Genomic DNA, 21,889 nt, shown 5'->3' on the forward strand with positions numbered 1-21,889 from the left:
GCGCCAGCGGCTCAATCTGCCCCTATGGCCGTTTTTCCTTCTGCTCTGCCCCAGCCACCAGATCAGGTTTTTCCTCGACTGGACTCGGGAGATGAGGTTGCTCCTCCGTCGGACCGGGGAGAACGGCGTTTCCGCCGCGCGCATAGCGGATGATGTTTTCAGCCTGTGTAAAAATAATATCCAGAATAAGCCTGGCGATAGGACGTGCAACAAGGCCCAACGCCGCCGCCAAAACGCCACCGACCAAAGGAACGTTTTCAATAGGTTTCTTCAAACCTTTGATCAGGGCATCCACCGATACGTGACGGTAGTTCTGCGCAAGATTTTCCTTGTTCATGAGCATCTGGACGGCAGGGCGGCCTTCCTGCCCTTCGGCCAGCACCGTGGCGCTGAATTTGGGTGACCCGACCAGCGCATCGGCCTCGGCAGCGGCCAACGGCTTCGTGCGCAAAATGTCGATATCCGTCGATTTCGGGCCTGTGCAGGTAATGACGAGAGACAGCTCGCCCATTTGAAAGGCAGCCATCATCGTTGCGAGGTAGGCGGCATCCGGCTCCCGTCTTTCGAAATCGACGCCCGGGATTTTATCGAGAATGTCGAGCAGCTTGCCAAGATCGGCGGCCTCTGCCGCGCGCCTGGCCATGCTGTCAGCCAGCGCCTTCAAGGCGGCGGCAGCTTCGGTCCCGCCTTTTGTAGCTGCACTGACAGCGCCTCGCGCGCCTTGCTTGAGCCACTCAAACATCGCCACAGCCCTTTGTCGGTTCTGGGGAAGGATATGGTGGGCATTTGCTTCATGTCAAAATGCGCCGGTCGCATTTTTCGTCAGAGCTGGGACAATCTGGAGCGCGTGGCGCGTAGACCGGATAGCGACAGCGTAATCCGTCCGGTCGAAACCAAAGCGGTACGCCTCCGGCTCAATCCGCCCCGCGGCAGACTCTATCGTTCTGATCCAGTGCCACGGCCTTCGAACTGCAGGTCTACGGGCGTTAGCCTTGTGGGAGTTTTTGAGCGCCGTCTTCATCAAATCCAGAAGCCGCCTTTGATGAAGGGATCGGCCAAGCCGCGCCTGTTCGGGCGCGCTCCTTCTTGAATTCCTCGTCCAACATAATCATTCAAACTACAACGAAGAACTAAGGGGGTTTTTTGATAACCTGAATACAAGCGCAGATCGAGTTGAGGCTCTTCGGAAAAAACATCATCGGCACGAAGAAATCTACGCTGCGACGAACCCGACCTACTGGAATAGCGCTGTTTCTAAGATGAATCATTTTAGGGTGAACTATGGCGTTGCATCCACTTCAATTAAGGAGGACGCTCCGGCTGAATCGTTTCATGCTCTAATGAATCCTGCCCGTGAATCGTTCGACCAAGGATTCAACGAATTTGTTGCTTGGAGGAACGGTACTCTGGGGAATCTACAAGATATTGAGCGAGCTATAAATCAATGAGGGCCGTAGGCGGATTGAGCCGACCTGTCCGCCGTAGCTCATAGAGTAAGGCGTAAGGCGTCATCCGCCGTTTTGTTTTCGACCGGACGGCGGATTACGCTGTCGCTAGTCCGCCTTACGAACCAGTTCGGAGCACCCCAGTTGGCGGTTTCAATCCGCTGCAGCTAAATCTCAGGTGGCCAATTCTTGAAGCCCGCGACTCCTGGATCGACACGCGAAATTATCGCATTGTCCTGACGGCGGCTCCTGAGCGAGAGCTTCAGTTGATGGGCCTTGAAAACGACACCGCCCACCGTTCGGTCCATGATTTCCGCAATTTTCGGAACAGGGTGACGCCGCGCCAGTTGCTTGAGGTGCTGAATATCTTCGTCGGTCCAACGCCTGCCCATCGAAACTTACTCCATTAAAACATCGGTTCTGAAATCAGGAACAAGTGGCAAGTTTAGTTCATCTGAAACGGCGTCCCGCGGTCTCGAATTAGCCGCGGATAGGCGGCCCCAGTGCGCCTGGCGATGCAACTAGGGCCGCCATACCGCATGGCAATGGCGGTTGCCTGCGGGTTCCGCCAAGCTACCGCAACCTGTTTCGGTGGTTCCGAACTATTCTGGAGTACCACGGTTGGCGGCGCCGGCCCTCAGGCGAGACTTCTTTTGCGCGCGATAGATGGGGGAATAAGTGGCACCCGCTTCGATCCCCAAGGGGGGCTGATAATTTGCCGTAGATGCAGCGCCGCGCTTCAATGGTGCATGCCTCTCTCACCCGCCGCCCTCCCGCTTGTTCTGAAACGTAAGAGCGAACAAGGGGCAACCCGTCGTGGGCCGCGGGGGCCTCCTCTAATTGGGTGAGACACTTTGAAACTTATGGTGGGGCCGCCCGTAGTTCTTTAAGCGGGCGGCCCCTATCGACCACTTCCAATTGCCCTGCCTCAAACAGAAGCCATAGCCGACACGCATCTTACGATTTGGTCGCCCGCATGGTTTCAACGGAACCGCCGTTTTAAAAGAGACGGCCCCAGCGACATCGGGGGGCAGCGCGCTGAGGCCGTCTGATATGTCCGTTCTCTCCTCCAGACATACGGCCTCAACGTCCGCGATTGCGACTTGTTCCCGGTACAAATACCAAGTTTTCCCGAATCTCCTTTCCGGCAATGAACTCGGCTGTTAGGTTTTGGGTTGGCGCTCACCAAGCCGCCGCCGGGAGCGCTTTGATTGGAGATTTTGCCTCCAACACACCTCCGTCCGCGCTCGCCTCCCGGACGGGGGTGTTGTCATCTGAAGCGGCTGGACTCTCGGATATCCAGTTTTCATTGTGCGTTGGTGAAGTCCATTGGGGTCCTTAATCGCGTTCCACCAATTGCTCGATAATCTTGGACCGTCATCAATTATTTCTTGCATTGGGCCTTCAAGGAAGTCTCGAAATTCATCGATGGCAGGAAGTTTCTGGCCCTTTTCGTAGTCAATATATGTGCGCGGCTTTGTGCTGGATGACCCATGGATCATGCGGTGCACAGCGCCGTCCATCGCGGTCGCCAATTCACTGCCCATGGCGGCCAATGCGGCTGCGTTCTGGTCTCGCAAAGAGACTGACACTTCATCTTGTTCAATCTGCTGAACCGAAGACGCCCTTGGATAGACGATAGCAATTCGGATTGCAGCGAAGATAACCGCGCAAAACGCTGCTGCTGCCAGCGTAGCCAGCAAAACAGCTGGCGCTGACCAGCCATAATCCGCGGTGAAAATGAGCATCGCTGCGCCGCCGCTGCCCCCAGGTAAGAGGGGCCAAAAGCCGATGAGACTAAGAAGCTCTTTGATGTTGTTCCAGTGACCCCACGCTTTCCAAGAGCGGTCGAAGCCTTTTTTGACAACCATTCATGCGTCTCCTGCTGCCCAGCGCATAGGGTGGATTAGCGACAGCGTCGCCGTCCGAACCGGAAAACAAAATGGCGGATAACGCCTTCGGCTCAATCCGCCCTACCGCCCCATGTATCCGTGATTGCGACAATCCGGTCGCATGCCTGGAAAGTACGGCGCTAGCGTCCCGGGTTTCGAGTCAAAAGCGATTGTAACGCCTGGCTCCTGAAAGAGAATTGTGTCTGTCATTTTGTCTTCGCTCGGGTTCCAATACGGCGGGCTTTCACTCTTTGCTCGTAAGTGCCTTCGCTAAGGCACCGAGCGACTCAGCGACGTCCTTTCCTCCGACCAGCGCTCCAACAGTCACAATGCTCGCAGTACTCACCGGAAGCGCCCCAGCTAAAGCGCAGATCGAAAGACCGCTCGCAAAGAGGCCGATGTTGAGCACTTTGTTGCAGATGCTGGCATGGTCTTTGTTCCACCAACTCTTGAGCCCGCCAGCCAACGAAAGTGTCTTCTCGACCACAGGTGCTTCGCTCGCGGAAGCGGCAGCGGCTAGAAACTCTTCGACCAGTTGCCGGAGGTTTTCATACGGTGTCACGTCTTCCGAGTTGGAGCGTTCGCGGTGGAGAGCATCTATTTTGGCATCGAGCGCTCGGAGAAGTGAAAAGGCGGTAAGCTGCAACGCGACCTTATTGGTGCTGACCGCTGTAACGATGATTGTGGTTGGACTTGGCTGTGCGCTAGGCGCCGGACCATTGTTAGTAGCCGCGCGAACTTCGCCCGCGGATGCTGCTGCTTGGACTCCTGTGAGGTTGACGTCTGGCGAACGTGGAGGTGCATTATTCTCGCCGCCCGCGGCAAATTCGACGGCTTGAGGTCTGTGCGGCTCGAGTGACCGAACCTTCTTGAGCGAAGCAAGAAGCCTTCGACCAGGTGGCGTGAGATCACCAACGTCCACCCGATCAAACTCCCTTGTGCTACCCGAGCGATGAGGGCGCTGGCCGCTAAAGAGCCCCTCTTCATACAGCGAAGCGAGGTGATTAAGCACTTTTTGCTTATCCGCACCGGGTAGTTCGATCGGCGCTGGCGCGGTGGTCTTCTTGGCCTCGATCGCGAGCAGGATGCGGTACACCAAATCTGGGTCACGGGTCATGCAGTGTCCCTTCTGGCAGGCTCAAATGCCGAATCAGGCGAATCCTCAAACGATTTACACGATGGCTGTTCAACCACTGAGCGAAAACGGAGTGTCCACCGGTTGTTCACAGTTCCGGGGCGGTAGGGGGATCAGCAGCGTAATCCGCCGTCCGGTCGAAACCAATGCGGCGGATTTCGCCTTCGGCTCAATCCGTCCTACCGCCCTGATGAAATTGAGCGATTGCAAAATTCCGATCCCAAGAAAGCGGCCGCCAAGAGGCGGCCCTACGCTTTGGTCAGAGCCTTCTGGCGGGGTGCCGCAACCCTCTTGTTAGAGGCCGGTTCTGCAAGTCGCGCTTCGCGAGCAAGCCTGTCGCGCTCCGCCACCCCGGGCAGAGCCATTCGAGCCTCTCTCCAGCGACGCTCGGCCTCCTTCAACAGGCTTTTGTCGAGCGGGTCGATTTGCTTGAAGCGTCGCCCTTCGGTCATAGGCCTTCCTTTGGAGCAACGGGTAGTGACCGAAATAGGCCACTCGCAGATTCAAAATAGGCCACTAACGCAACAGCGCCCCAAAGCCGAATGATGCTTAGTGGCGCTGTGCTAGCCCCGGAAAGTGCAATCCCCCGGTAGCTATCTGTCTGCAGGGACGGGCTATGGTTCAAAGGATTGTTGGAACCGGCGCCGGGTCGAGAGCCATTTTCTGATTTACGGAAATTCTCCTTGACAGCCACCCCGACACACCTGCATATCTCTCCCGTCTCATCCCTCTACGAGGGGCGTATCGCGATCGTCCGGACGCGGGTTGGGATGTGGTGGACGCCGATGTTGCGCTTGACGGGCGTGACAAAGGCGTACGGTGAAAGCGTGTGGTCCTGGCGCCCGTAACGGCGTCAAGTCTTTCGGGAGCTAACGCTGCCGAGGGGCGACGGTGGCAATAGAGGCCGTCTCGCCGGGGAGAGCGCGTTATAAGCCGTAAAGCCATTGCGCAGGGAATGTCGGATGCTCTCCGCTGCCCTGTATGCTCGTGTGCTCACTCTTGTTGCACAATTGCACACGAGACCGCGGGTGCAGCGCGCACCCGGCATTCCCTGCTCCCTTGTTTTGGGGAGGAACGGATTGAACCACCCGGGCGCTTTGCGTCGCGGGATCGCGAAGTCACGCCGTCATTCCGGGATGCGCCGCTTGGCGCAGGCCCGGAATCCATAACCACGATCGTGAGTATGGATTGGCTCGCGCTCCGCGCGCCCCGGAATGACGAAAGAACCGAAAAGCCGCGGCGTACTGGATACCCGCCTGCGCGGGTATGACACGGGTGTGTGAGGGGTGCTCCAGCGGCCAAACGACGGCCCCAACACCGGAAATTAACCCTTTACTAACCATACACCGGGCAAAATTTGCCCAGTGAAGTCGAGTGTCGTCAGCCGCGTAGAACGGGAGGAACCCCGTGGACGCCAGTGCGGTGCCTCACTTACGGAGCGGCGGCCCTTCGGCCGCCGCGAAGACGTCTGGCGGCCGCGGCCGCCATTCGCGAGGAGCTGCAAGCATGGTCGACGTCACGGCAGGTCAGGGCACGGGGGCAAGCGGCGGATTCCCCAGCTTCAGTGAAATCGGCACCATGCTCCGGCGCGGCGATCTTGCGCTGGCCTTCGGCGTCCTCACCATCCTGGTGGTGCTGATCCTACCCCTGCCCGCGATCGTGCTCGACCTGTTTCTGGCGATCTCGATCACGGTGTCGATCCTGATCCTGATGACGGCGCTGTTCATCCAGGCGCCGCTGGAATTCTCGTCGTTTCCGACCGTCCTGCTGATCTCGACCATGCTGCGGCTGTCGCTCAACATGGCCTCGACCCGGCTGATCCTGAGCCACGGCCATGAAGGCACGGCGGCGGCCGGCCACGTCATCGAAGCCTTCGGCAATTTCGTGATGGGCGGTAATTTCGTGATCGGAATTATCGTGTTCGCGATCCTTGTCATCGTGAACTTCATCGTCATCACCAAGGGTTCGGGCCGTATCGCCGAAGTCGCCGCCCGCTTCCAGCTCGACTCGATGCCCGGCAAGCAGATGGCGATCGACGCCGACCTGTCCGCCGGCCTGATCGACGAAGCCACCGCCAAGCGGCGCCGCAAGGAACTGGAAGACGAAAGCGGCTTCTTCGGCGCCATGGACGGCGCCTCGAAATTCGTGCGCGGCGACGCCATCGCCGGCCTCTTGATCGTCTTCATCAACGTCATCGGCGGTATCATCATCGGCGTCGCCCAGCAGGGCATGAGCTTTGGCGACGCCGCCCGCACCTACACCATCCTGACCGTCGGCGACGGCCTGGTCACCCAGGTGCCGGCGCTGATCGTCTCGACCGCGGCGGGCCTGCTCGTCTCCAAGGCCGGCATCACCGGCGCCGCCGACAAGGCGCTGATGAAGCAGCTGTCCGGTTACCCGCAGGCGCTCGGCATGTCGGCCGGCGTGATGCTGGTGCTGGCCTTGCTGCCGGGTATTCCGATGCTGCCGTTCGTGGCGCTCGGCGGCGGCGCCGCAGTCCTCGCCTGGAAGGCGCGCAACCACAACCGCGTCACCAAGGCCGCGGAAGCTGCCGAACTCGCCGCGCCCGACATTGCCGCGGCAGCCGCCAGCGCGGCGGCGGAAGAGCCGATCGCCAACTCGCTCAAGATCGACGATCTCAAGATCGAGCTCGGCTATGCGCTGCTGCCGCTGGTCAACGGCCCCGACGGCACCGACCGCCTCACCGAACAGATCAAGGCGCTGCGCCGTTCGCTCGCGGTCGAAATGGGCTTCGTGATGCCGGCGGTGCGCATCCTCGACAACGTCCAGCTCGAGGCCAACACCTACATGATCAAGATCAAGGAAGTCGACGCCGGCAGCGGCAAGATCTGGCCGAACCAGTTCATGGTCATGGACCCCGCCGGCAACCAGGTCGGCGTGCCCGGCATCCACACCATCGAGCCGACCTTTGGATTGCCCGCGACCTGGGTCGACGCCAGCCTGAAGGAAGAGGCCTCGCTGAAGGGCTATACCGTCGTCGATGCCGCGACCGTGCTATCGACGCATCTGACCGAGCTGTTGAAGAGCAACATGTCGGACCTGCTGTCCTATGGCGAGGTGGCGAAGCTGATCAAGGACCTGCCGAAGGAACAGGGCGAACTGGTCAAGGACATCGTGCCGAGCCAGGTCACCATGTCGGGCATTCAACGCGTGTTGCAGCTGCTGCTGGCCGAGCGGATCTCGATCCGCGACCTCTCCACCATCCTGGAGGGCGTTGCCGACGCGCTGGCGTTCTCGCGCAACCCCGCCACCATGGTCGAGCACGTCCGGGCCCGGCTGGCGCGCCAGATCTGCGCCCAGAACACCTCCTACAACGGCTATCTACCGCTGATCGCGCTGTCGGCGCGCTGGGAGCAGGCATTCGCCGAATCGATCGTCGGCTCTGGCGAAGACCGGAGTCTCGCGATGCAGCCGTCAAAACTGTCGGAGTTCATGACCGCGGTCCGCGTCAGCTTCGAGCGCGCCGCCCAGGAAGGCGAGGCGCCGGTGCTGGTGACGTCGGCGGCGATCCGCCCGTTCGTGCGCTCGCTGGTGGAACGGTTCCGGGCCCAGACCACCGTGCTGTCGCAGGCCGAAATCCACCCGCGCGCCCGGCTGAAAACGGTCGGCAGCGTTTAGAGCGGGATGAGACTGGCTTGAATATCAAACGCGAAGGGACTGCGCCCCCTCTCCCGCTTGCGGGGGTGGGCCGGGGTGGCGGTCTATCCACACGACGGAAGCCGTTTGTTCCCCCGAGCAAATCAATAACGGCGCCGTGATGTGTTTTCGCCACAGGCAAACTGTTTGTTAAAATCCGGCAAGGTGGCCGAGTTTCCGTTCCGACAAGGCACTGCACCACTAATGATTTGTAATCGTTTTATTATTTGTCATTTCAGGCAGCTATCGCCGCTCAGCTGATCGCGGCCGTTCAAGTCTTTTCACCGCCTTGTGATCGCATCTGTGGAACGAAACAGCGAATTCCTACGTTTCCTGTGCCGAGACGTTGAACCTGTTTGTCGATGAGGTCGTCTAATTCGACACAGGGGAAGGCGGGCAGGAGACTTCCATGAACCACTCGATTTACAGCGCAGACCGCATGACCCATCTCAAGATTGTGGTCGTAGCTTTGGTCGTGGGCATCCTGGTCGCCGGCTTCGGCATCTCGGCGCGCACCACTTCGGACGAAGGTTACCAGCAGACCGCGAGCACCCGCGTGATGAAGGCCGGCAAGCCGGTCGTGATCACGAGTTCGGGCAATTCGGTGGTTCGCTAAACAAGGATTGCGCCAACAACAGGAATTCACGAATTCACGCGGCTCTTTACAGCCCCCCAAAGTCGCCACGTGAAGTACTAGAAGACCCCAACTACCCCCAAGTTGACTACGAAAACGCCCGCTCCCCACGGGCGTTTTCTCTTTATGGGGGTAAGAAGCGTGGGCCTTACTGCGCGATCGCCGCCACACCGTAGCCCTCATCCCCGCGTGAGCGTAAGCTCATCGCTGGAGGAGCCTGCGAAGCAGGCGTCTCGAAGGATGGCCACGGGCGTAATCGATGCTGCATAGGCCTTCATGGTTCGCCCGGCGATGCGAAGCATCGTCCGGAGACGCGCGAAGACGCGCTCCTCACCATGAGGAACGGACTAACGCGGCGCGCCCTGCACCGTCTCGATCAGCTTGCCGGCGAAGACCGGCGGCAAGTTCGGCTTGCCGTCACGCGATCCGCCGGCCTGCTCGACCGTCACCGCGTAGGTCGCGGCGTTGATCGTGCCGGCGTCGTAGGACGCGAGCACGTTACGCGCGGTGAACTCGCTGCCGCCGATCACACCCAGCGAGCGCGGCTGCGGCAGCTTGTCGGAGACCAGCCAGAGCTCATAGCTCTTGCCGGCTTCGGCGGTGGCGCCGACCTTGCGGACGGTGAAATTTTTTGTGGCGGCATCGACCGTGAGGATGAACGCCGGCGAACCGCCGTTCCCCTGCAATATCGCAACGTATTGCGCCGACGGCGGCGCTGGCAGCGGCGGCGACTTGACCTCGACCACTTGCGTACGGATCTTGGGACGAAGCGCGTTGGGCAGCGAGTCCGGCGAATAGAGCTGCAGGCCGAGCATCGCGATCAGCGCCGCGGCGGCTGCCGTTGCGAACGATGCCAGATTGCGCCACCGCTTCACCCGGCCGGACAACTGGACGACGTTGGAATTATCAGCGGCCTCGGTCAGTTCGGCCATCAGCGAATCCGCCGGCGGCGGCGGCGCGGCGGCTTCCGGCGGCGGAGCAGCGGCCGCTTCCGGCAGCGCCAGCGGCACCTGCGGTCCGGCATGTCCGATCGCGCGTTGAATGTTTTCCCAGACGATCGGCCGCGGCTCGACCGAGCCGACCATCTGGTTGAGGACGCCGAGCCTGTACTCCCACGCCTGGACCACGGCGGTGAATTCCGTGTCGACGGCCATCATGGTTTCGACCTGCGCGCGCTCGTCGGCATCGAGGGTGCCGAGCGCATATTCCGCGGCGAGCGCGATATGGTCTTCGCTATAGGCCATCATCTAACGTCCAGAACACCTTCCAAACAGCTCATTCCAAAACTCAAAGCCCGAGACATTCCCGGATATCCATCATGCTGCGGCGCAGCCACGTCTTCACCGTATTCACCGGCGTCTCGAACTTGGCGGCCAGCTGCTCGCGGCTCCAGCCGTTGTAATAGGCCAGCAGCACCAGCTTCTGCCGGTCCGGCTCGAGACGGCCGACGCATTCCAAGAGCCGCTTCAACTCTTCCGTCATCTCGCGCCGCGCCAGCGGATCGGGTGAATCGGCGGCCACTTCCATCGCGGTCGGCTCCTCCTCGATCGAGGCCTCGGTCTTCTTGCGCACAACGTCGATCGCCCGGTTGCGCGCGATCGCCGCCATCCACGTTATCGGTGAAGCGAGCGCCGGATTGAATTGTCCGGCGCTGTTCCAGATCTTGACGTAGGCCTCCTGAATGACCTCCTCGGCGAGATCCTGTCGGCGCAAGATACGGAGGACGACACCGAAGAGTTTCGCGCGCGTGGCGGCGTAAAGCCGCTCGAAAGCGGCTTCATCCCCCTTCGCAACAGCGGCAATCAGCCAGACCAGCTCTGCTGGCGTCAGCATTCAGCGTCCCCCAAATCGCGATACCCCATCGCGCTTTACGCCGGGAGCATCGAGAACCCTCCTAGCATACCTTGCAGCAAACCAGCCACCAAGACGCCGGTCTGTGGACATTATCAAAGAAAAACCCGGACCTTGCGGCCCGGGTTGTCGATTGATCGGATGAGAGAAGGTAAGGCGTCAGGCGATGGCGCCGAGGCGGGCGCGCATCAGACCGATGGAGTCCATGTCAGCCTGCTCGCGGGCGTTCTCCTCGGCGCGTTCGCGCGCCTGGTCACGCTCGTCCAGCAGTTCGACCTTCTTGAGCTCCTCGAAGGCTTCGCCGAGCAGGCTCTTGGCATCCTCAAGCTGGATGCGCAGTTCGTCGGCAGAGCGGGTCAGGTTCTCGCGCCGCTGGATCGCCGCCTTGGCATAGGTCGGATAGGCGAAATGGGTCGGATCCTGGATCCCGGCCCGGTCCTGCTCGGTCTGGATTTCGCGCTCGAGGTCGACAGACATACGCTGGAAATCAGCGATCATGCCTTCGATCTGGGTAACCCTGCGGCGCTTCTCATCGACCTGAAACTTCTTCAGGCGGATCAGCGTTTCACGTGACTTCATCGACTCATACTCCCCAGAAGTCCCAATCTTAACGCGGGACAAAGCCGGCTTCCCCCGGGGGCCCCGCCAGCAAGACTATTCATGTGCCGGCGATGATGGCCTGACAAAGTTAGCGTTCCGTTTCCAAACTAGTCAGGATCTGCGCCAATTGCTGGTAGCCGTCGGCGAGGCTTGCTTTTTCGCCCTTGCCCTGCCGCAGGAACCCTTCCAGCGGCTCGTGCAGCCGGATCGCCTCGTCGACCTCCGGGCTCGACCCCGCCCGGTACGCGCCGAGCCGGATCAGTTCCTCCATATCGGCGTAGGTCGCCATCACCTGACGGCCCCGCATGATCACGGGCAGATAGGCCGGATCGGCCGATTTCGGCATGGTGCGGGAGACCGATTTGAGGACGTTGATCGCGGGAAAACGCCCGCGCTCGGCAATCGATCGCTGCATCACGACGTGGCCGTCGAGAATGCCGCGCACCGCGTCCGCGATCGGTTCGTTATGATCGTCGCCATCGACCAGCACGGTGAAAATGCCGGTGATGGTGCCGGCGCTGATGCCCGGCCCTGCCCGCTCCAGGAGCTTCGGTAGTTCAGTGAACACCGTCGGCGTGTAGCCTTTGGCGGTCGGTGGCTCGCCCGCCGACAGCCCGATCTCGCGCTGCGCCATCGCAAAGCGCGTCACCGAATCCATCAGGCACAGCACGTCCTTGCCTTCATCGCGAAAATATTCGGAGATCGCGAGCGTCAGATAGGCCGCCTGCCGGCGCATCAAGGCCGGCTCGTCGGAGGTCGCCACCACCACGACCGAACGCGCCAAGCCCTCGTCGCCGAGGTCGTCCTGCAGGAACTCCTGCACCTCGCGGCCGCGTTCACCGATCAGGCCGATGACCGTAATATCCGCATCGACATTGCGCGCCAGCATCGACAGCAGCACCGATTTGCCGACGCCGGATCCGGCAAAGATGCCGAGCCGTTGGCCGCGGCAGCAGGTCAGGAACGTATTCAAGGCGCGCACGCCAAGATCGAGCGGGGCGCCGACCCGCTGGCGCGAATGCGCTGGCGGCGGCGAGTTCCGATAGGGCATCGGCGATGGCCCCTGCGTCAGCGGCCCCTTGCCGTCGATCGGTTCCCCCATCGCGTTGAGCACGCGGCCGAGCCAGGATGGCGAGGGCCGCACCTGCCCCGCGGCATTGGCGATCACAGCACGGCAGCCGCGCCTGACCCCTTCGAGGCCGGCGAACGGCATCACCACCGCATTGTTCCCGGAGAAGCCGATCACCTCGGCCGGAATGAAACTGCCGCCGGTCTCGATCACGATCCGGGCGCCGACCGACATCGCATGGATCGGCCCCGCGATCTCGACCATCAGCCCGCGTACGCCGATCACACGGCCATATATATTGACGCCGTCGACGTCGCCGATCTGTTCCGCGAGCGCCTTCATTGCGAAAACCTTAAGTTTCCGCGTGTTTGAAAGGGGCGCTTAACCTCGTGTTTACCCGCATCGTTAATCATTGCGTCACTGTCTTTGGTGACTGAGAGCGCTCGCCCATCAGAAGAAGGGTGAGTCGCGGGAGTCGGTTAGGCCCGTCTCTTAATGTGGAACTTGAGCGAGAACGGTAAGGAAAAGCTGCTTCGACGCAATATCTTACGGCGATTCGATAAAAATTGCACGGTTAGAGCTTGCGAACACGAATCAGTATTTGTTAACCATATGTCGTCAGGATCCGAATCAGTTGTTCAAAGGCGTTTTGAGTGCCGCAAGTGCGGCCGACCTGACGCCCGGAGCGGCGACTATAGGGGACTGGCATGCGCGTTTTGCTGATAGAAGATGACAGCGCCGTCGCGCAGTCGATCGAGTTGATGCTTAAATCCGAGAGTTTCAACGTCTATACGACGGATCTTGGAGAAGAAGGCGTCGATCTCGGTAAGCTTTACGATTACGACATTATCCTTCTCGACCTCAATTTGCCCGACATGTCCGGTTACGACGTGCTCAAGCAGCTTCGGGTGTCGAAGATCAAGACCCCCATTCTGATCCTCTCCGGCCTCGCCGGCATCGAGGACAAGGTCAAGGGTCTCGGCGTTGGCGCCGACGACTACATGACCAAGCCCTTCCACAAGGACGAACTGGTCGCCCGCATCCACGCGATCGTGCGCCGTTCCAAGGGTCATGCCCAGTCGGTGATCCAGACCGGCGACCTCGTCGTCAACCTCGACACCAAGACGGTCGAGGTCGGTGGCCAGCGCGTCCATCTGACGGGCAAGGAATACCAGATGCTGGAGCTGCTCTCGCTCCGCAAGGGCACCACGCTCACCAAGGAAATGTTCCTCAACCACCTCTATGGCGGCATGGACGAGCCCGAGCTCAAGATCATCGACGTCTTCATCTGCAAGCTGCGCAAGAAGCTCGCCAACGCTTCCGAAGGCCGCAACTTCATCGAGACCGTGTGGGGCCGCGGCTACGTGCTGCGCGAGCCGCACGAGCAGGAAGAACGCATTCCCGCCTGACCAGGGTTTACGGCGAGCCGCAAGGCTCACTCCTCCCCGACTGGACCCCGCCGCAAATGGCGGGGTTTTGTTTTTGGGCAGCGGCCACGCGACAAATTCACCTCTCCCCGGATTGAAACCCACTTCGCGGTGTCTCGTATCTGACGGGATTGTCCGCAAACGAGGGGGAAGTCATGAAAAACGTCAGGCTGCTTGCTGCGGTTGCGCTCGGATCGGCATCGGGCGCGCTGATCGGCTATTCGGCGCTCGCCGGCGGTGACAAGGTCGCCTTCCCGGAGAATTTCGACAAGGACACGCTCTACGCCATCGTCAGCCGTTACGACAACAAGCAGTATCGCGAGCTCTATGCGACGCCTGCGGCGGTCGATGCCGTGCGCAAGGGGCAGCCGATCCCGAGCGGCACGGTGCTGACCCTGGTTCAGTACAAGGCGCAGCTCGATGCGGCCGGCGAGCCTCTCAAGGACGCCAGCGGCCGTTTCCAGAAGGGCGACCTCATCGCCTACACCGTGATGGAAAAGCGCGCCGGCTGGGGCACCGAGTACAAGGACGACATTCGGAACGGCGAATGGGAGTATCAGGCGTTTGGGCCGGACAGGAAGGTCAACGACAAGGCCAATTTGACGGCTTGCTTCGCCTGCCACAAGCCACATGCCGGGCAGGATTTTGTTATCTCACTGGCGGGCCTGAAGGGCACGCCAGAAGGCGCCACGGCAAAGCCCGCGCCGGGCCCCGGCGTCGTCTCGATCTCCGACTTCAAATTTGGACCGGAGACCGTCGTCGTCAGCAAGGGCCAGACCATCACCTGGCACAACTCCGATTCCTCGCCGCACCAGGTCACCATCACCGGCGCCAAAGCGCAGCGCTCGTCCATCGCGCTGAAAGGCCAGACCACCCAGCTGACTCTCGCCGATGCCGGAATCTACGATTACATCTGCGGCCTGCACCCGGCGATGAAGGGCAAGATCGAGGTCAAGGAATAGCCGGCGGTGTGCTGCGCGAGCCACGCCAGCAGGACGAACGCATTCCGCCTGACCAGGGTTTACGGCGAGCCGCAAGGCTCACCCTCCCGACCCGACCTCGCCGCAAATGGCGGGGTTTTTGTTTGGAAGGACGACTTACTCCTGTGAATACAAACAACGATCCGCGGCGGCGCGCGTGCGCAAAGCTGCTGACAGTTGCCCAGCCGTCCGGCGGTGGCCGGACGGCACGACGTTCTGACATTCAGGAGCGTGCGAGCGCGTCGAGCTTGCCTCGAAGCTCATCAATTGCCGGCTTCGCAATATCGCCGGCGCCGGGCGTCGCCAGCACCTTGTCACACATCTGGTTGATCGTGGGGGTCGCAGCCACAATCAGTTTTGCGAGAGTGCTCTTTCCTTCCGGAGAAAGCTGCGTTGCGCGGGAGCTGACCTCATTCAACTGAGCCGTTGCTTCCTTTATTTTGGGCACGGCAGCCTGGGCCGATGCGGCATCGGTGATGCCGGGAAGCAAGGTCCTGATCGACCCAACCGACGCGTTGACCTGGTTCGCCAGATTAACCCCTCCGACCGTCAAATCCGTCGGCGCCAAGCCCACGGTGCCGGTCGCGGTCCGCGTGGTAGCGGGAGGTGGCACCTGAGCGACTGTGTCCTCCCCTGAACGCCCAAAAGCGAACCAGGCGAGACCACCCAGTACCGCCGCGCCGACCAACCAATACGACCATTGCGGCACCGCTGTTCCGCTGGCCATCGCCGAGGCTGCCTGACCAGCCTGGGAAATGGTCCGCTCCGAAGCCTCTGCAATTCGGCCGCCAGCCGCGCTTGCTGCCGTCGCACCGCTGCGCAAGCTCCCGGTCGCTCCGTCAATGAGACCGGCGGCACTCAACTGACCGGCGAGACCTGACGGTATTGCCGCGGCGATCTGATCCTTCTGTGAAGTGAGAAGGGACACCAACCCGCTTGCGTCGAGACCCATGCTGCGTTGCTGCTGACCTAACGCACCAAGGACCACGGGGCCAAGCATGCCGAGCATCGATTTGCTGGTGCCCTCACCGATCCCCGCGAACTTGCCTATCGTCTGCGCCATTGTATTCAGCGTTCCGCCACCGAACAGGCCCGAGAGCATGTTCGATCCCGTTTCAGCCAGCGAGTTCTGACCCGAACCGCCGATCAGATTCGTGAAGCTCTCAAGCGACGCGGATTGCTGTGTCATCGTGTTGGTGAGCTGGCGTGCCCCATTGGGAGTGGAGCCAACGTCAGCGAAGCTTGCAAGAAGCGCGGGGATCGCCCCCGCGATTGCTTTTTGCGCAACACTGCGATCAAGACCCAAAGCAGAAGTGATCTTCGCTATCATGTCCGGCGTGAGGTATTGCAGCACTACAGAGACCAAATTCGTCGCCATGGCGATCCTCCCGAGTAGAGTGCAGGTATCTCCTCAGGTAGTTCGTCAAGGCTGGATTGCGTCTCAAAGTTTGATCACCTTATATTACAACCTCCCCAGTCCAATCCGAGTTCCACAAGGGTTGATAAGGATTTGGGAACCGGGAAACGACCCGATAACGGCGTTCTGGGAAGGCGATGTCGCATGGAGAGAACATCGCCGCCGTTGACGCTGCCGATGATCCTTCACGCTGCCTTTCATGCTGCCCGGGGCTGACGGAGTTTACGGCACATGTCGAATCTGGACCTTGCACTGTCGGTTGCGCTTGGCATCGGGCTCGCCGCCGCGACCGGTTTTCGGCTTTTCCTGCCACTGCTAATTCTGAGCGGCGCGGCCTACACCGGACATGCCAGCCTGAACGAGGGCTTCGCATGGCTCGGCACACCAGCCGCCGTCATCATGCTCGGCACGGCAGCCATAGTGGAGATCGCCGCGTTCTACATTCCCGGCGTGGACAATTTGCTCGATGCAGTGGCGACGCCCGGTGCCGTCGTCGCAGGAACGATCGTGTCCGCCGCGGTCATGACCGACCTGCCGCCAATGGTGAAATGGACGGCGGCCATTATCGCGGGAGGTGGCGTTGCCGGCATCACGCAGGGTTTGACCGCAATGCTCAGGGCAAAATCCACCGTCTTCACCGGCGGTCTTGGGAACTCGACGGTCGCAACCGCCGAACTCGGGAGCGCATCGCTGATCTCGATCCTGGCGCTGACAGCGCCGATCGCTGCGCTAGCACTGGTTATCCTGTTCTTCTGGCTGGCATTTCGCCTGCTCCGAAGCTTGGCTCGGGGATCGCATCGGCCAAACCAACAATAGACGGATCGAGCCCGCCCAATGGCCGCAACCTCACCGAGACCGTGTGAGGCCGCGGCTACACGTTGTGCGAGCGCACCAGCGCTAAGTACGGCGAGCCGCAAGGCTCACGCTTGCCGACCGGACCCCGCCGCAAAATGGCGGGTTTTTGTTCTTGGGGGTGCCCAGGCAGAATCTCTTGGGATTGAACCGACCTCTCGGATGCGCCGACCAATGGGTCGTGCGAACGTGGGGACTGATCGAGTCGGGGCGTTATCAATGATCTTGCAATCCCTCGCCGGGCTACCGGCGTTTCTGGTCTATTTCTGCACGGCGCTGGTCGCCGTGGCCGCCTACCTCTTCGTCTATACCCGTGTCACGCCGCATGACGAGTTCCTGCTGATCCGCGACAACAATCCGGCAGCAGCGATCGCGTTGGGGCTCAGCCTGCTCGGCTTCGCGCTGCCCTTGGTCAGCGCCATCGCCCATTCCGCCAATGTCTGGGATTGCCTGATCTGGGCTGTCGTCGCCCTGATCGTGCAGATCATCGTCTTTTATCTCGTCAAGATACCGGTGCCGAACCTGTCGCAGCGCATCGCAGGCGGCGAACTTGCCGCCGCCATCTGGCTTGGTCTAGCCTCGCTGGCAGCGGGCGCACTCAACGCTGCCAGCATGATCTACTGACCATGGCGAACAAGCCCCCCAAACGCACAAGCGAATTCGGGACGCGAAAACCGTCAGTGCCGCCTGTGCCGCAATCGTCGGGCCCGCCGGCAAAGCGTTCCGGCCACGTCGCGTTGTTTCTGATGGGCACGCTCGCGGTTGGCGGCGCCGCCTACACGCTGATGCCGCGCAACAGATGCGAGCAGCCGCCGAACACGGCGCAGTCGCCGCTGGTGCAAAACAGCGCCGAATGCCAGCAGCGCGGATCTTCATCCAGCAGTTCGGGTGGCGGCGGAAGCTCCTCACGCAGCAGCTATTACTCCGGCGGTACCTCGTCGAGTTCTTCGGGTTCGAGCAATTCCTCCTCGAACTATTCGGGCTCCGGCACCTCCGATTCCGGCTCGCACAGCGCACAGCGCGGCGGCTTCGGATCGTTCGGGCATGCCGTCGGCTTCTCTGGCGGCTGAATGTCATGGAACGCATCTCCTGCCCCGAACGCGACGACTGGCGCGCCACCGCCGAAAGCGCCGGATTCACTTTTCACACGATCGGCGGCGAGCGTTATTGGGACGAACGAGCCTATTACGCATTCACGCTGAACGAGATCGAACGGCGGATCGAGGCGCCCACCGGCGAGATCGAGGCGATGTGCCTCGAGGTGGTCGGCCGCGCGATCAACGACGAAAAATATCTGCGCCGGCTGAAAATACCCGAAGCCTTCTGGCCGCTGCTGTCGGAGAGCTGGCGCCGCCGCGACGCCAGCCTCTATGGCCGGTTGGACCTGAGCTACGACGGCTGGAGCCCGGCGAAACTGCTGGAGTACAACGCGGATACGCCGACCTCGATTTTCGAAGCGGCGGTTTTTCAATGGACCTGGCTCGAACAGGCGATCGAACGCAGCATCATCCCGAAGCGCGCCGACCAGTTCAATTCAATCCATGAGCGGCTGATCGACGCCTGGAAAAAACACGGCAGCGCAAAGCACCTGCATCTGGCCGGGATGACCGACAATGCCGAGGACGCCGGCACGCTGGCCTATCTGCAGGACACCGCGAGTCAGGCCGGATTGAAGACCACGCTGATGGACATCAAGGACGTCGGCCTCGGGGGCGATGGCCAGTTCGTCGATCTCGACGATCGCGGCATTGAGCTTGCCTTCAAGCTCTACCCCTGGGAATGGATGTTTCAAGACACGTTCGGCGCAAATCTGTCGAGCGCCCCGACGCGCTGGATCGAGCCGCCGTGGAAAGCGATCCTGTCCAACAAGGGCATTCTTCCGCTGCTCTGGGAGATGTTTCCAAAACACCCCAATTTGCTGCCGTCCTATTTCGAGGACGATCCGAAGGCGGCAATGCTCGGCTCCTCGTTCGTGCGCAAGCCGCTGTATTCGCGCGAAGGCGCAAATGTGACGCTCGTCAGCGCCGGCTCGACGCTGATGGAACAGCAAGGCCCATATGGGGCGGAAGGCTTCATCCTGCAGGGTTTCGCGTCCCTGCCGAGCTTTTCCGAACAATATCCGGTGCTCGGAAGCTGGTTGATCGATCACACACCGTGCGGACTATCGATCCGCGAGGACGAAAATCCGATCACCGGCAACACGTCACGGTTCGTCCCGCACGCCATTCTGTAGCGGAAGCTATCGATAGACCGATAGATCAGCGTGCCGACGCCACCGACCTTGGCGCCTGCGGCACCAGGGTCGCTACCCCGGGGCGCACAATGGTTGGTGCGGCATTTGGACGATAGAGCCCGCGGCGATCCGGATAGGGCTTGAAGGCGTTGGTGATTCCGACCACGGATTCGGCAGCCCCCAGCGCCAGCACGCCATCGGGCTCCAGCATCCGCGAGATGCGTTCGAAGATCTTGGCTTTGGTGTCCTGGTCGAAATAGATCAGGACGTTGCGGCAGAAGATCACGTCGAACGTGCCGAGGTGAGAAAAATCCTGCAACAGGTTCAACTGACGGTGCTGCACCATGCTGCGGATGTCGGCGTTGAGCTGCCACAGCTCGCCGTTCTGCGTGAAATATTTCACCAGCATCTGGATCGGCAGGCCGCGCTGCACCTCGAACTGGCTGAAGATGCCGGCCTTGGATTTTTCCAGCACAGCCAGCGAAAGGTCCGTCGCGACGATCTCGGTGCGCCAGCCCGCCAGCATGGCGCCGGCCTCCTTCAGGCACATCGCGATCGAATACGGCTCCTGCCCGGTGGAGGAAGCCGCGCACCAGATGCGCAGGGAACGACGCGCCGCGCGCGCCTGCGCCAGCGCCGGGAGAACCGCCTCTTTCAGATGATCGAACGGAAGCTTGTCGCGGAAGAAGAAGGTCTCGTTGGTGGTCATCGCTTCGACCACCTCGGCCGTCAGTGCCTCGGCGCCGACCTTCATCTTCTGAACGAGCTCGGGGATACCGGCAAGGCTCGCCTTGCGCGCCAGCGGCACCAGACGGCTCTCGACCAGATATTGCTTGTCCGCGGACAGGTCCAGCCCGGAACGCTCTTTCAGAAGCTTACGCAGATACTCATAGTCCTGAGGCGTCACGAACGATCTCCCGAAAACAACCGAACCAGTTTCGGCGCGATCTGATTAAGCGGCAATATCGCGGCGCAAATGCCGGCATTCGCGGCCGCACCCGGCATGCCCCACACCACACTCGTCGCCTCGTCCTGGGCAATCACGCTGCCGCCGGCCGCGACAATATCCTTGCCGCCGCGCATGCCGTCGGAGCCCATGCCGGTCAGGATCACGGACATGATGCCGCCCTGCCAGACATCGATCGCGGAGGTGAACAGCGGATCGACCGCAGGCTTGCAGAAATTCACCGGTGGTCCGTCGTCGAGCGCGATCGCCGCGTCTGCGCCATGGCGCACGACCCGCATATGGCGGCCGCCCGGCGCGAGATAGATCTGGCCGGCCTTGACGATTTCGCCATCGACCGCCTCATGCGCCGGCCGCCGGCTCGAACGCGCCAGATGCTCGGCGAGAATCGTGGTGAAAGTCGGCGGCATGTGCTGCGTGATCAGAACCGGAAAACGGTCGATCACCGGCCCGATTTCGGTGACCAGCGACATCAGTGCCTGCGGACCACCGGTCGACGAGCCGATCAGGAGCACGCGCGGCGCCAGCATGCTGAACGGGCGGCGTGTCGGCGCCGGATGTGCGGCCGGTGCCGGCGAAGCCAACGGCGCACGGGCTGCGGTTTCGCGCGGCTTGTCGTGGTGAGCCGGCGCCAGCGGCGGACTCGCCGGCGCGTGTGCATGCGCACTGCGGCGGATCTTGGCGCCGAGGTGACGGATCTTCTGGATCAGATCGTGACGAAAAGTTTCGGCGGCGGAAGCCTCGCGCGTGCTTTCGGGCTTTGGAATGTAGTCGGAGGCGCCAAGTGACAGCGCCTTGAAGCTGATCTCCGCATTGCGGCGAGTCAGCGTCGAGGCCATGATGATGATGAGATCGCGTTTCTTCGCCAGCAGTTTAGGCAGCGCGGAAATGCCGTCGAGCTCCGGCATTTCGATATCGAGCACGGCGACGTCGGGATTGATGCGTTCGAGCTGGTTGACGGCGTCGAGGCCGGTGCGCAGGGAGGCGACGACCTCCATATCCGGCTCAGCTCCGATCCAGCGTGAGATCATCCCGCGGATGACGACGCTGTCGTCGACCACCATAACACGCAGCTTGTCCTGCCGTGTCGCAGTCGGGGCCGGGGCACTTGTCAACGCAGTACTCATTACTTCACCAGGAACGACTCGAACGGCACACTTAACAAGGAAAAGCCGAGGGCCGTTGAGCCGCCGGATCGTCTACTTAGATCAGGCCGACTTCCTGGAACTTCGCGGTGACGATGTCCTTGTCGAACGGCTTCATGATGTATTCGTTGGCGCCGGCATGCAGCGCACGTGCGATGTGCGCGACGTCGTTTTCGGTGGTGCAGAACACCACCTTGGGCGCATCGCCGCCGGGCATGCGGCGCAGATTGCCGAGGAATTCATAACCGTCCATCACGGGCATGTTCCAGTCGAGCAGGACCGCCTCGGGCATGGCGCGCTTGCAGGCGTCCAGCGCTTTCGCGCCGTCCTCAGCTTCGATGATCTGGAAATCGAGACCTTCCAGGATACGGCGTGCGACCTTGCGAATGACGCTTGAGTCATCGACGACGAGACATGTTCTCATTTTCGGCCTCTACTTCCATTCCCCAAAGGGGACGTTTCCAAGTGTTACGTTCGCTTTGCTTCTGCTTCTTATGCCGCCATCAGATCCGGCACGATTTCGAGGACGCGATCGACATCGAGGACGACCATGAGCTGGCCGTCGAGGCGGTGGACGCCGCCGGCGAG

General features: G+C 61.3%; 20 protein-coding genes and 1 pseudogene. 8 read left to right on the top strand and 13 right to left on the bottom strand.

The features are described from left to right. Window positions 1-22 precede the first annotated feature (22 nt). The 4 genes from JQ641_RS37450 to JQ641_RS37465 form a co-directional block, all read right to left on the bottom strand. Window positions 23-742, bottom strand: a complete 720-nt coding sequence (locus tag JQ641_RS37450; protein ID WP_212002309.1) for a hypothetical protein — start codon at window positions 740-742, stop codon at window positions 23-25. Between the two features lie 870 nt (window positions 743-1,612). Further along, entirely contained in the window at window positions 1,613-1,837 is a 225-nt protein-coding gene (locus tag JQ641_RS37455) for a hypothetical protein (RefSeq protein WP_212002311.1), read from the bottom strand. A gap of 771 nt (window positions 1,838-2,608) precedes the next feature. Beyond that, window positions 2,609-3,316 (bottom strand): hypothetical protein, encoded by a 708-nt coding sequence (locus JQ641_RS37460; RefSeq protein WP_212002313.1) that lies wholly within the window; start codon window positions 3,314-3,316, stop codon window positions 2,609-2,611. A 265-nt stretch (window positions 3,317-3,581) separates the two neighbouring features. After that, a complete protein-coding gene (locus tag JQ641_RS37465) occupies window positions 3,582-4,454 on the bottom strand; it encodes a hypothetical protein (RefSeq protein WP_212002315.1) in 873 nt (290 codons plus the stop codon). Between the two features lie 1,524 nt (window positions 4,455-5,978). Here JQ641_RS37465 and flhA point away from each other — a divergent pair. Together flhA and JQ641_RS37475 are read left to right on the top strand one after the other, a co-directional pair. Next, a complete protein-coding gene (gene flhA, locus JQ641_RS37470; protein ID WP_212002317.1) occupies window positions 5,979-8,111 on the top strand; it encodes a flagellar biosynthesis protein FlhA in 2,133 nt (710 codons plus the stop codon). Window positions 8,112-8,538: 427 nt separating this feature from the next. Then, a complete protein-coding gene (locus JQ641_RS37475) occupies window positions 8,539-8,745 on the top strand; it encodes a hypothetical protein (RefSeq protein ID WP_192739892.1) in 207 nt (68 codons plus the stop codon). 365 nt (window positions 8,746-9,110) lie between these two features. Here JQ641_RS37475 and JQ641_RS37480 read toward each other — a convergent pair whose 3' ends face one another. From JQ641_RS37480 to fliI, 4 genes are all read right to left on the bottom strand, one after another. Continuing rightward, entirely contained in the window at window positions 9,111-10,007 is an 897-nt protein-coding gene (locus tag JQ641_RS37480) for an anti-sigma factor (protein ID WP_212002340.1), read from the bottom strand. A gap of 43 nt (window positions 10,008-10,050) precedes the next feature. After that, window positions 10,051-10,596, bottom strand: a complete 546-nt coding sequence (locus tag JQ641_RS37485; protein ID WP_192739890.1) for a sigma-70 family RNA polymerase sigma factor — start codon at window positions 10,594-10,596, stop codon at window positions 10,051-10,053. Between the two features lie 177 nt (window positions 10,597-10,773). Then, complete coding sequence (fliJ, locus tag JQ641_RS37490) at window positions 10,774-11,193, bottom strand: flagellar export protein FliJ (RefSeq protein ID WP_212002319.1); 420 nt, start codon at window positions 11,191-11,193, stop codon at window positions 10,774-10,776. A 109-nt stretch (window positions 11,194-11,302) separates the two neighbouring features. Then, window positions 11,303-12,625, bottom strand: coding sequence for a flagellar protein export ATPase FliI (fliI, locus tag JQ641_RS37495; RefSeq protein ID WP_212002321.1), 1,323 nt, complete (start codon window positions 12,623-12,625; stop codon window positions 11,303-11,305). 365 nt (window positions 12,626-12,990) lie between these two features. Here fliI and ctrA point away from each other — a divergent pair, with 365 nt between their 5' ends. Continuing rightward, the gene (ctrA, locus tag JQ641_RS37500; protein ID WP_015688285.1) at window positions 12,991-13,692 is read left to right on the top strand and encodes a response regulator transcription factor CtrA; all 702 of its coding nucleotides are present in this window, start codon (window positions 12,991-12,993) and stop codon (window positions 13,690-13,692) included. 173 nt (window positions 13,693-13,865) lie between these two features. After that, window positions 13,866-14,672 (top strand): cytochrome P460 family protein, encoded by an 807-nt coding sequence (locus JQ641_RS37505; RefSeq protein ID WP_212002323.1) that lies wholly within the window; start codon window positions 13,866-13,868, stop codon window positions 14,670-14,672. Window positions 14,673-14,913: 241 nt separating this feature from the next. Here JQ641_RS37505 and JQ641_RS37510 read toward each other — a convergent pair whose 3' ends face one another. Further along, window positions 14,914-16,068, bottom strand: coding sequence for a DUF937 domain-containing protein (locus JQ641_RS37510; RefSeq protein ID WP_212002324.1), 1,155 nt, complete (start codon window positions 16,066-16,068; stop codon window positions 14,914-14,916). 270 nt (window positions 16,069-16,338) lie between these two features. On the opposite strand from JQ641_RS37510, the gene JQ641_RS37515 reads away from it, so the two are divergent. From JQ641_RS37515 to JQ641_RS37530, 4 genes are all read left to right on the top strand, one after another. Further along, entirely contained in the window at window positions 16,339-16,923 is a 585-nt protein-coding gene (locus JQ641_RS37515; protein ID WP_212002326.1) for a DUF4126 domain-containing protein, read from the top strand. Between the two features lie 255 nt (window positions 16,924-17,178). Next, window positions 17,179-17,583: a DUF350 domain-containing protein gene (locus JQ641_RS37520; protein WP_192739886.1), complete on the top strand. Its 405-nt coding sequence runs from the start codon at window positions 17,179-17,181 to the stop codon at window positions 17,581-17,583. Window positions 17,584-17,585: 2 nt separating this feature from the next. Further along, a complete protein-coding gene (locus JQ641_RS37525) occupies window positions 17,586-18,029 on the top strand; it encodes a hypothetical protein (RefSeq protein ID WP_212002328.1) in 444 nt (147 codons plus the stop codon). Window positions 18,030-18,034: 5 nt separating this feature from the next. Beyond that, window positions 18,035-19,192, top strand: a complete 1,158-nt coding sequence (locus tag JQ641_RS37530; RefSeq protein ID WP_212002330.1) for a glutathionylspermidine synthase family protein — start codon at window positions 18,035-18,037, stop codon at window positions 19,190-19,192. A gap of 25 nt (window positions 19,193-19,217) precedes the next feature. Here the strand turns inward: JQ641_RS37530 and JQ641_RS37535 are convergent, their stop codons facing one another. From JQ641_RS37535 to JQ641_RS38365, 4 genes and pseudogenes are all read right to left on the bottom strand, one after another. Beyond that, complete coding sequence (locus tag JQ641_RS37535; protein WP_192739883.1) at window positions 19,218-20,099, bottom strand: CheR family methyltransferase; 882 nt, start codon at window positions 20,097-20,099, stop codon at window positions 19,218-19,220. Next, complete coding sequence (locus JQ641_RS37540; RefSeq protein ID WP_212002332.1) at window positions 20,096-21,283, bottom strand: protein-glutamate methylesterase/protein-glutamine glutaminase; 1,188 nt, start codon at window positions 21,281-21,283, stop codon at window positions 20,096-20,098. The genes JQ641_RS37535 and JQ641_RS37540 overlap by 4 nt, the downstream gene beginning before the upstream one ends. A gap of 76 nt (window positions 21,284-21,359) precedes the next feature. Beyond that, window positions 21,360-21,725, bottom strand: coding sequence for a response regulator (locus JQ641_RS37545; RefSeq protein WP_192739881.1), 366 nt, complete (start codon window positions 21,723-21,725; stop codon window positions 21,360-21,362). A gap of 68 nt (window positions 21,726-21,793) precedes the next feature. Further along, window positions 21,794-21,889 (bottom strand): annotated as a pseudogene (locus JQ641_RS38365) (chemotaxis protein CheW); the annotation flags it as partial.

This window comes from Bradyrhizobium sp. JYMT SZCCT0180, from assembly GCF_018130165.1.
Lineage (GTDB): Bacteria > Pseudomonadota > Alphaproteobacteria > Rhizobiales > Xanthobacteraceae > Bradyrhizobium.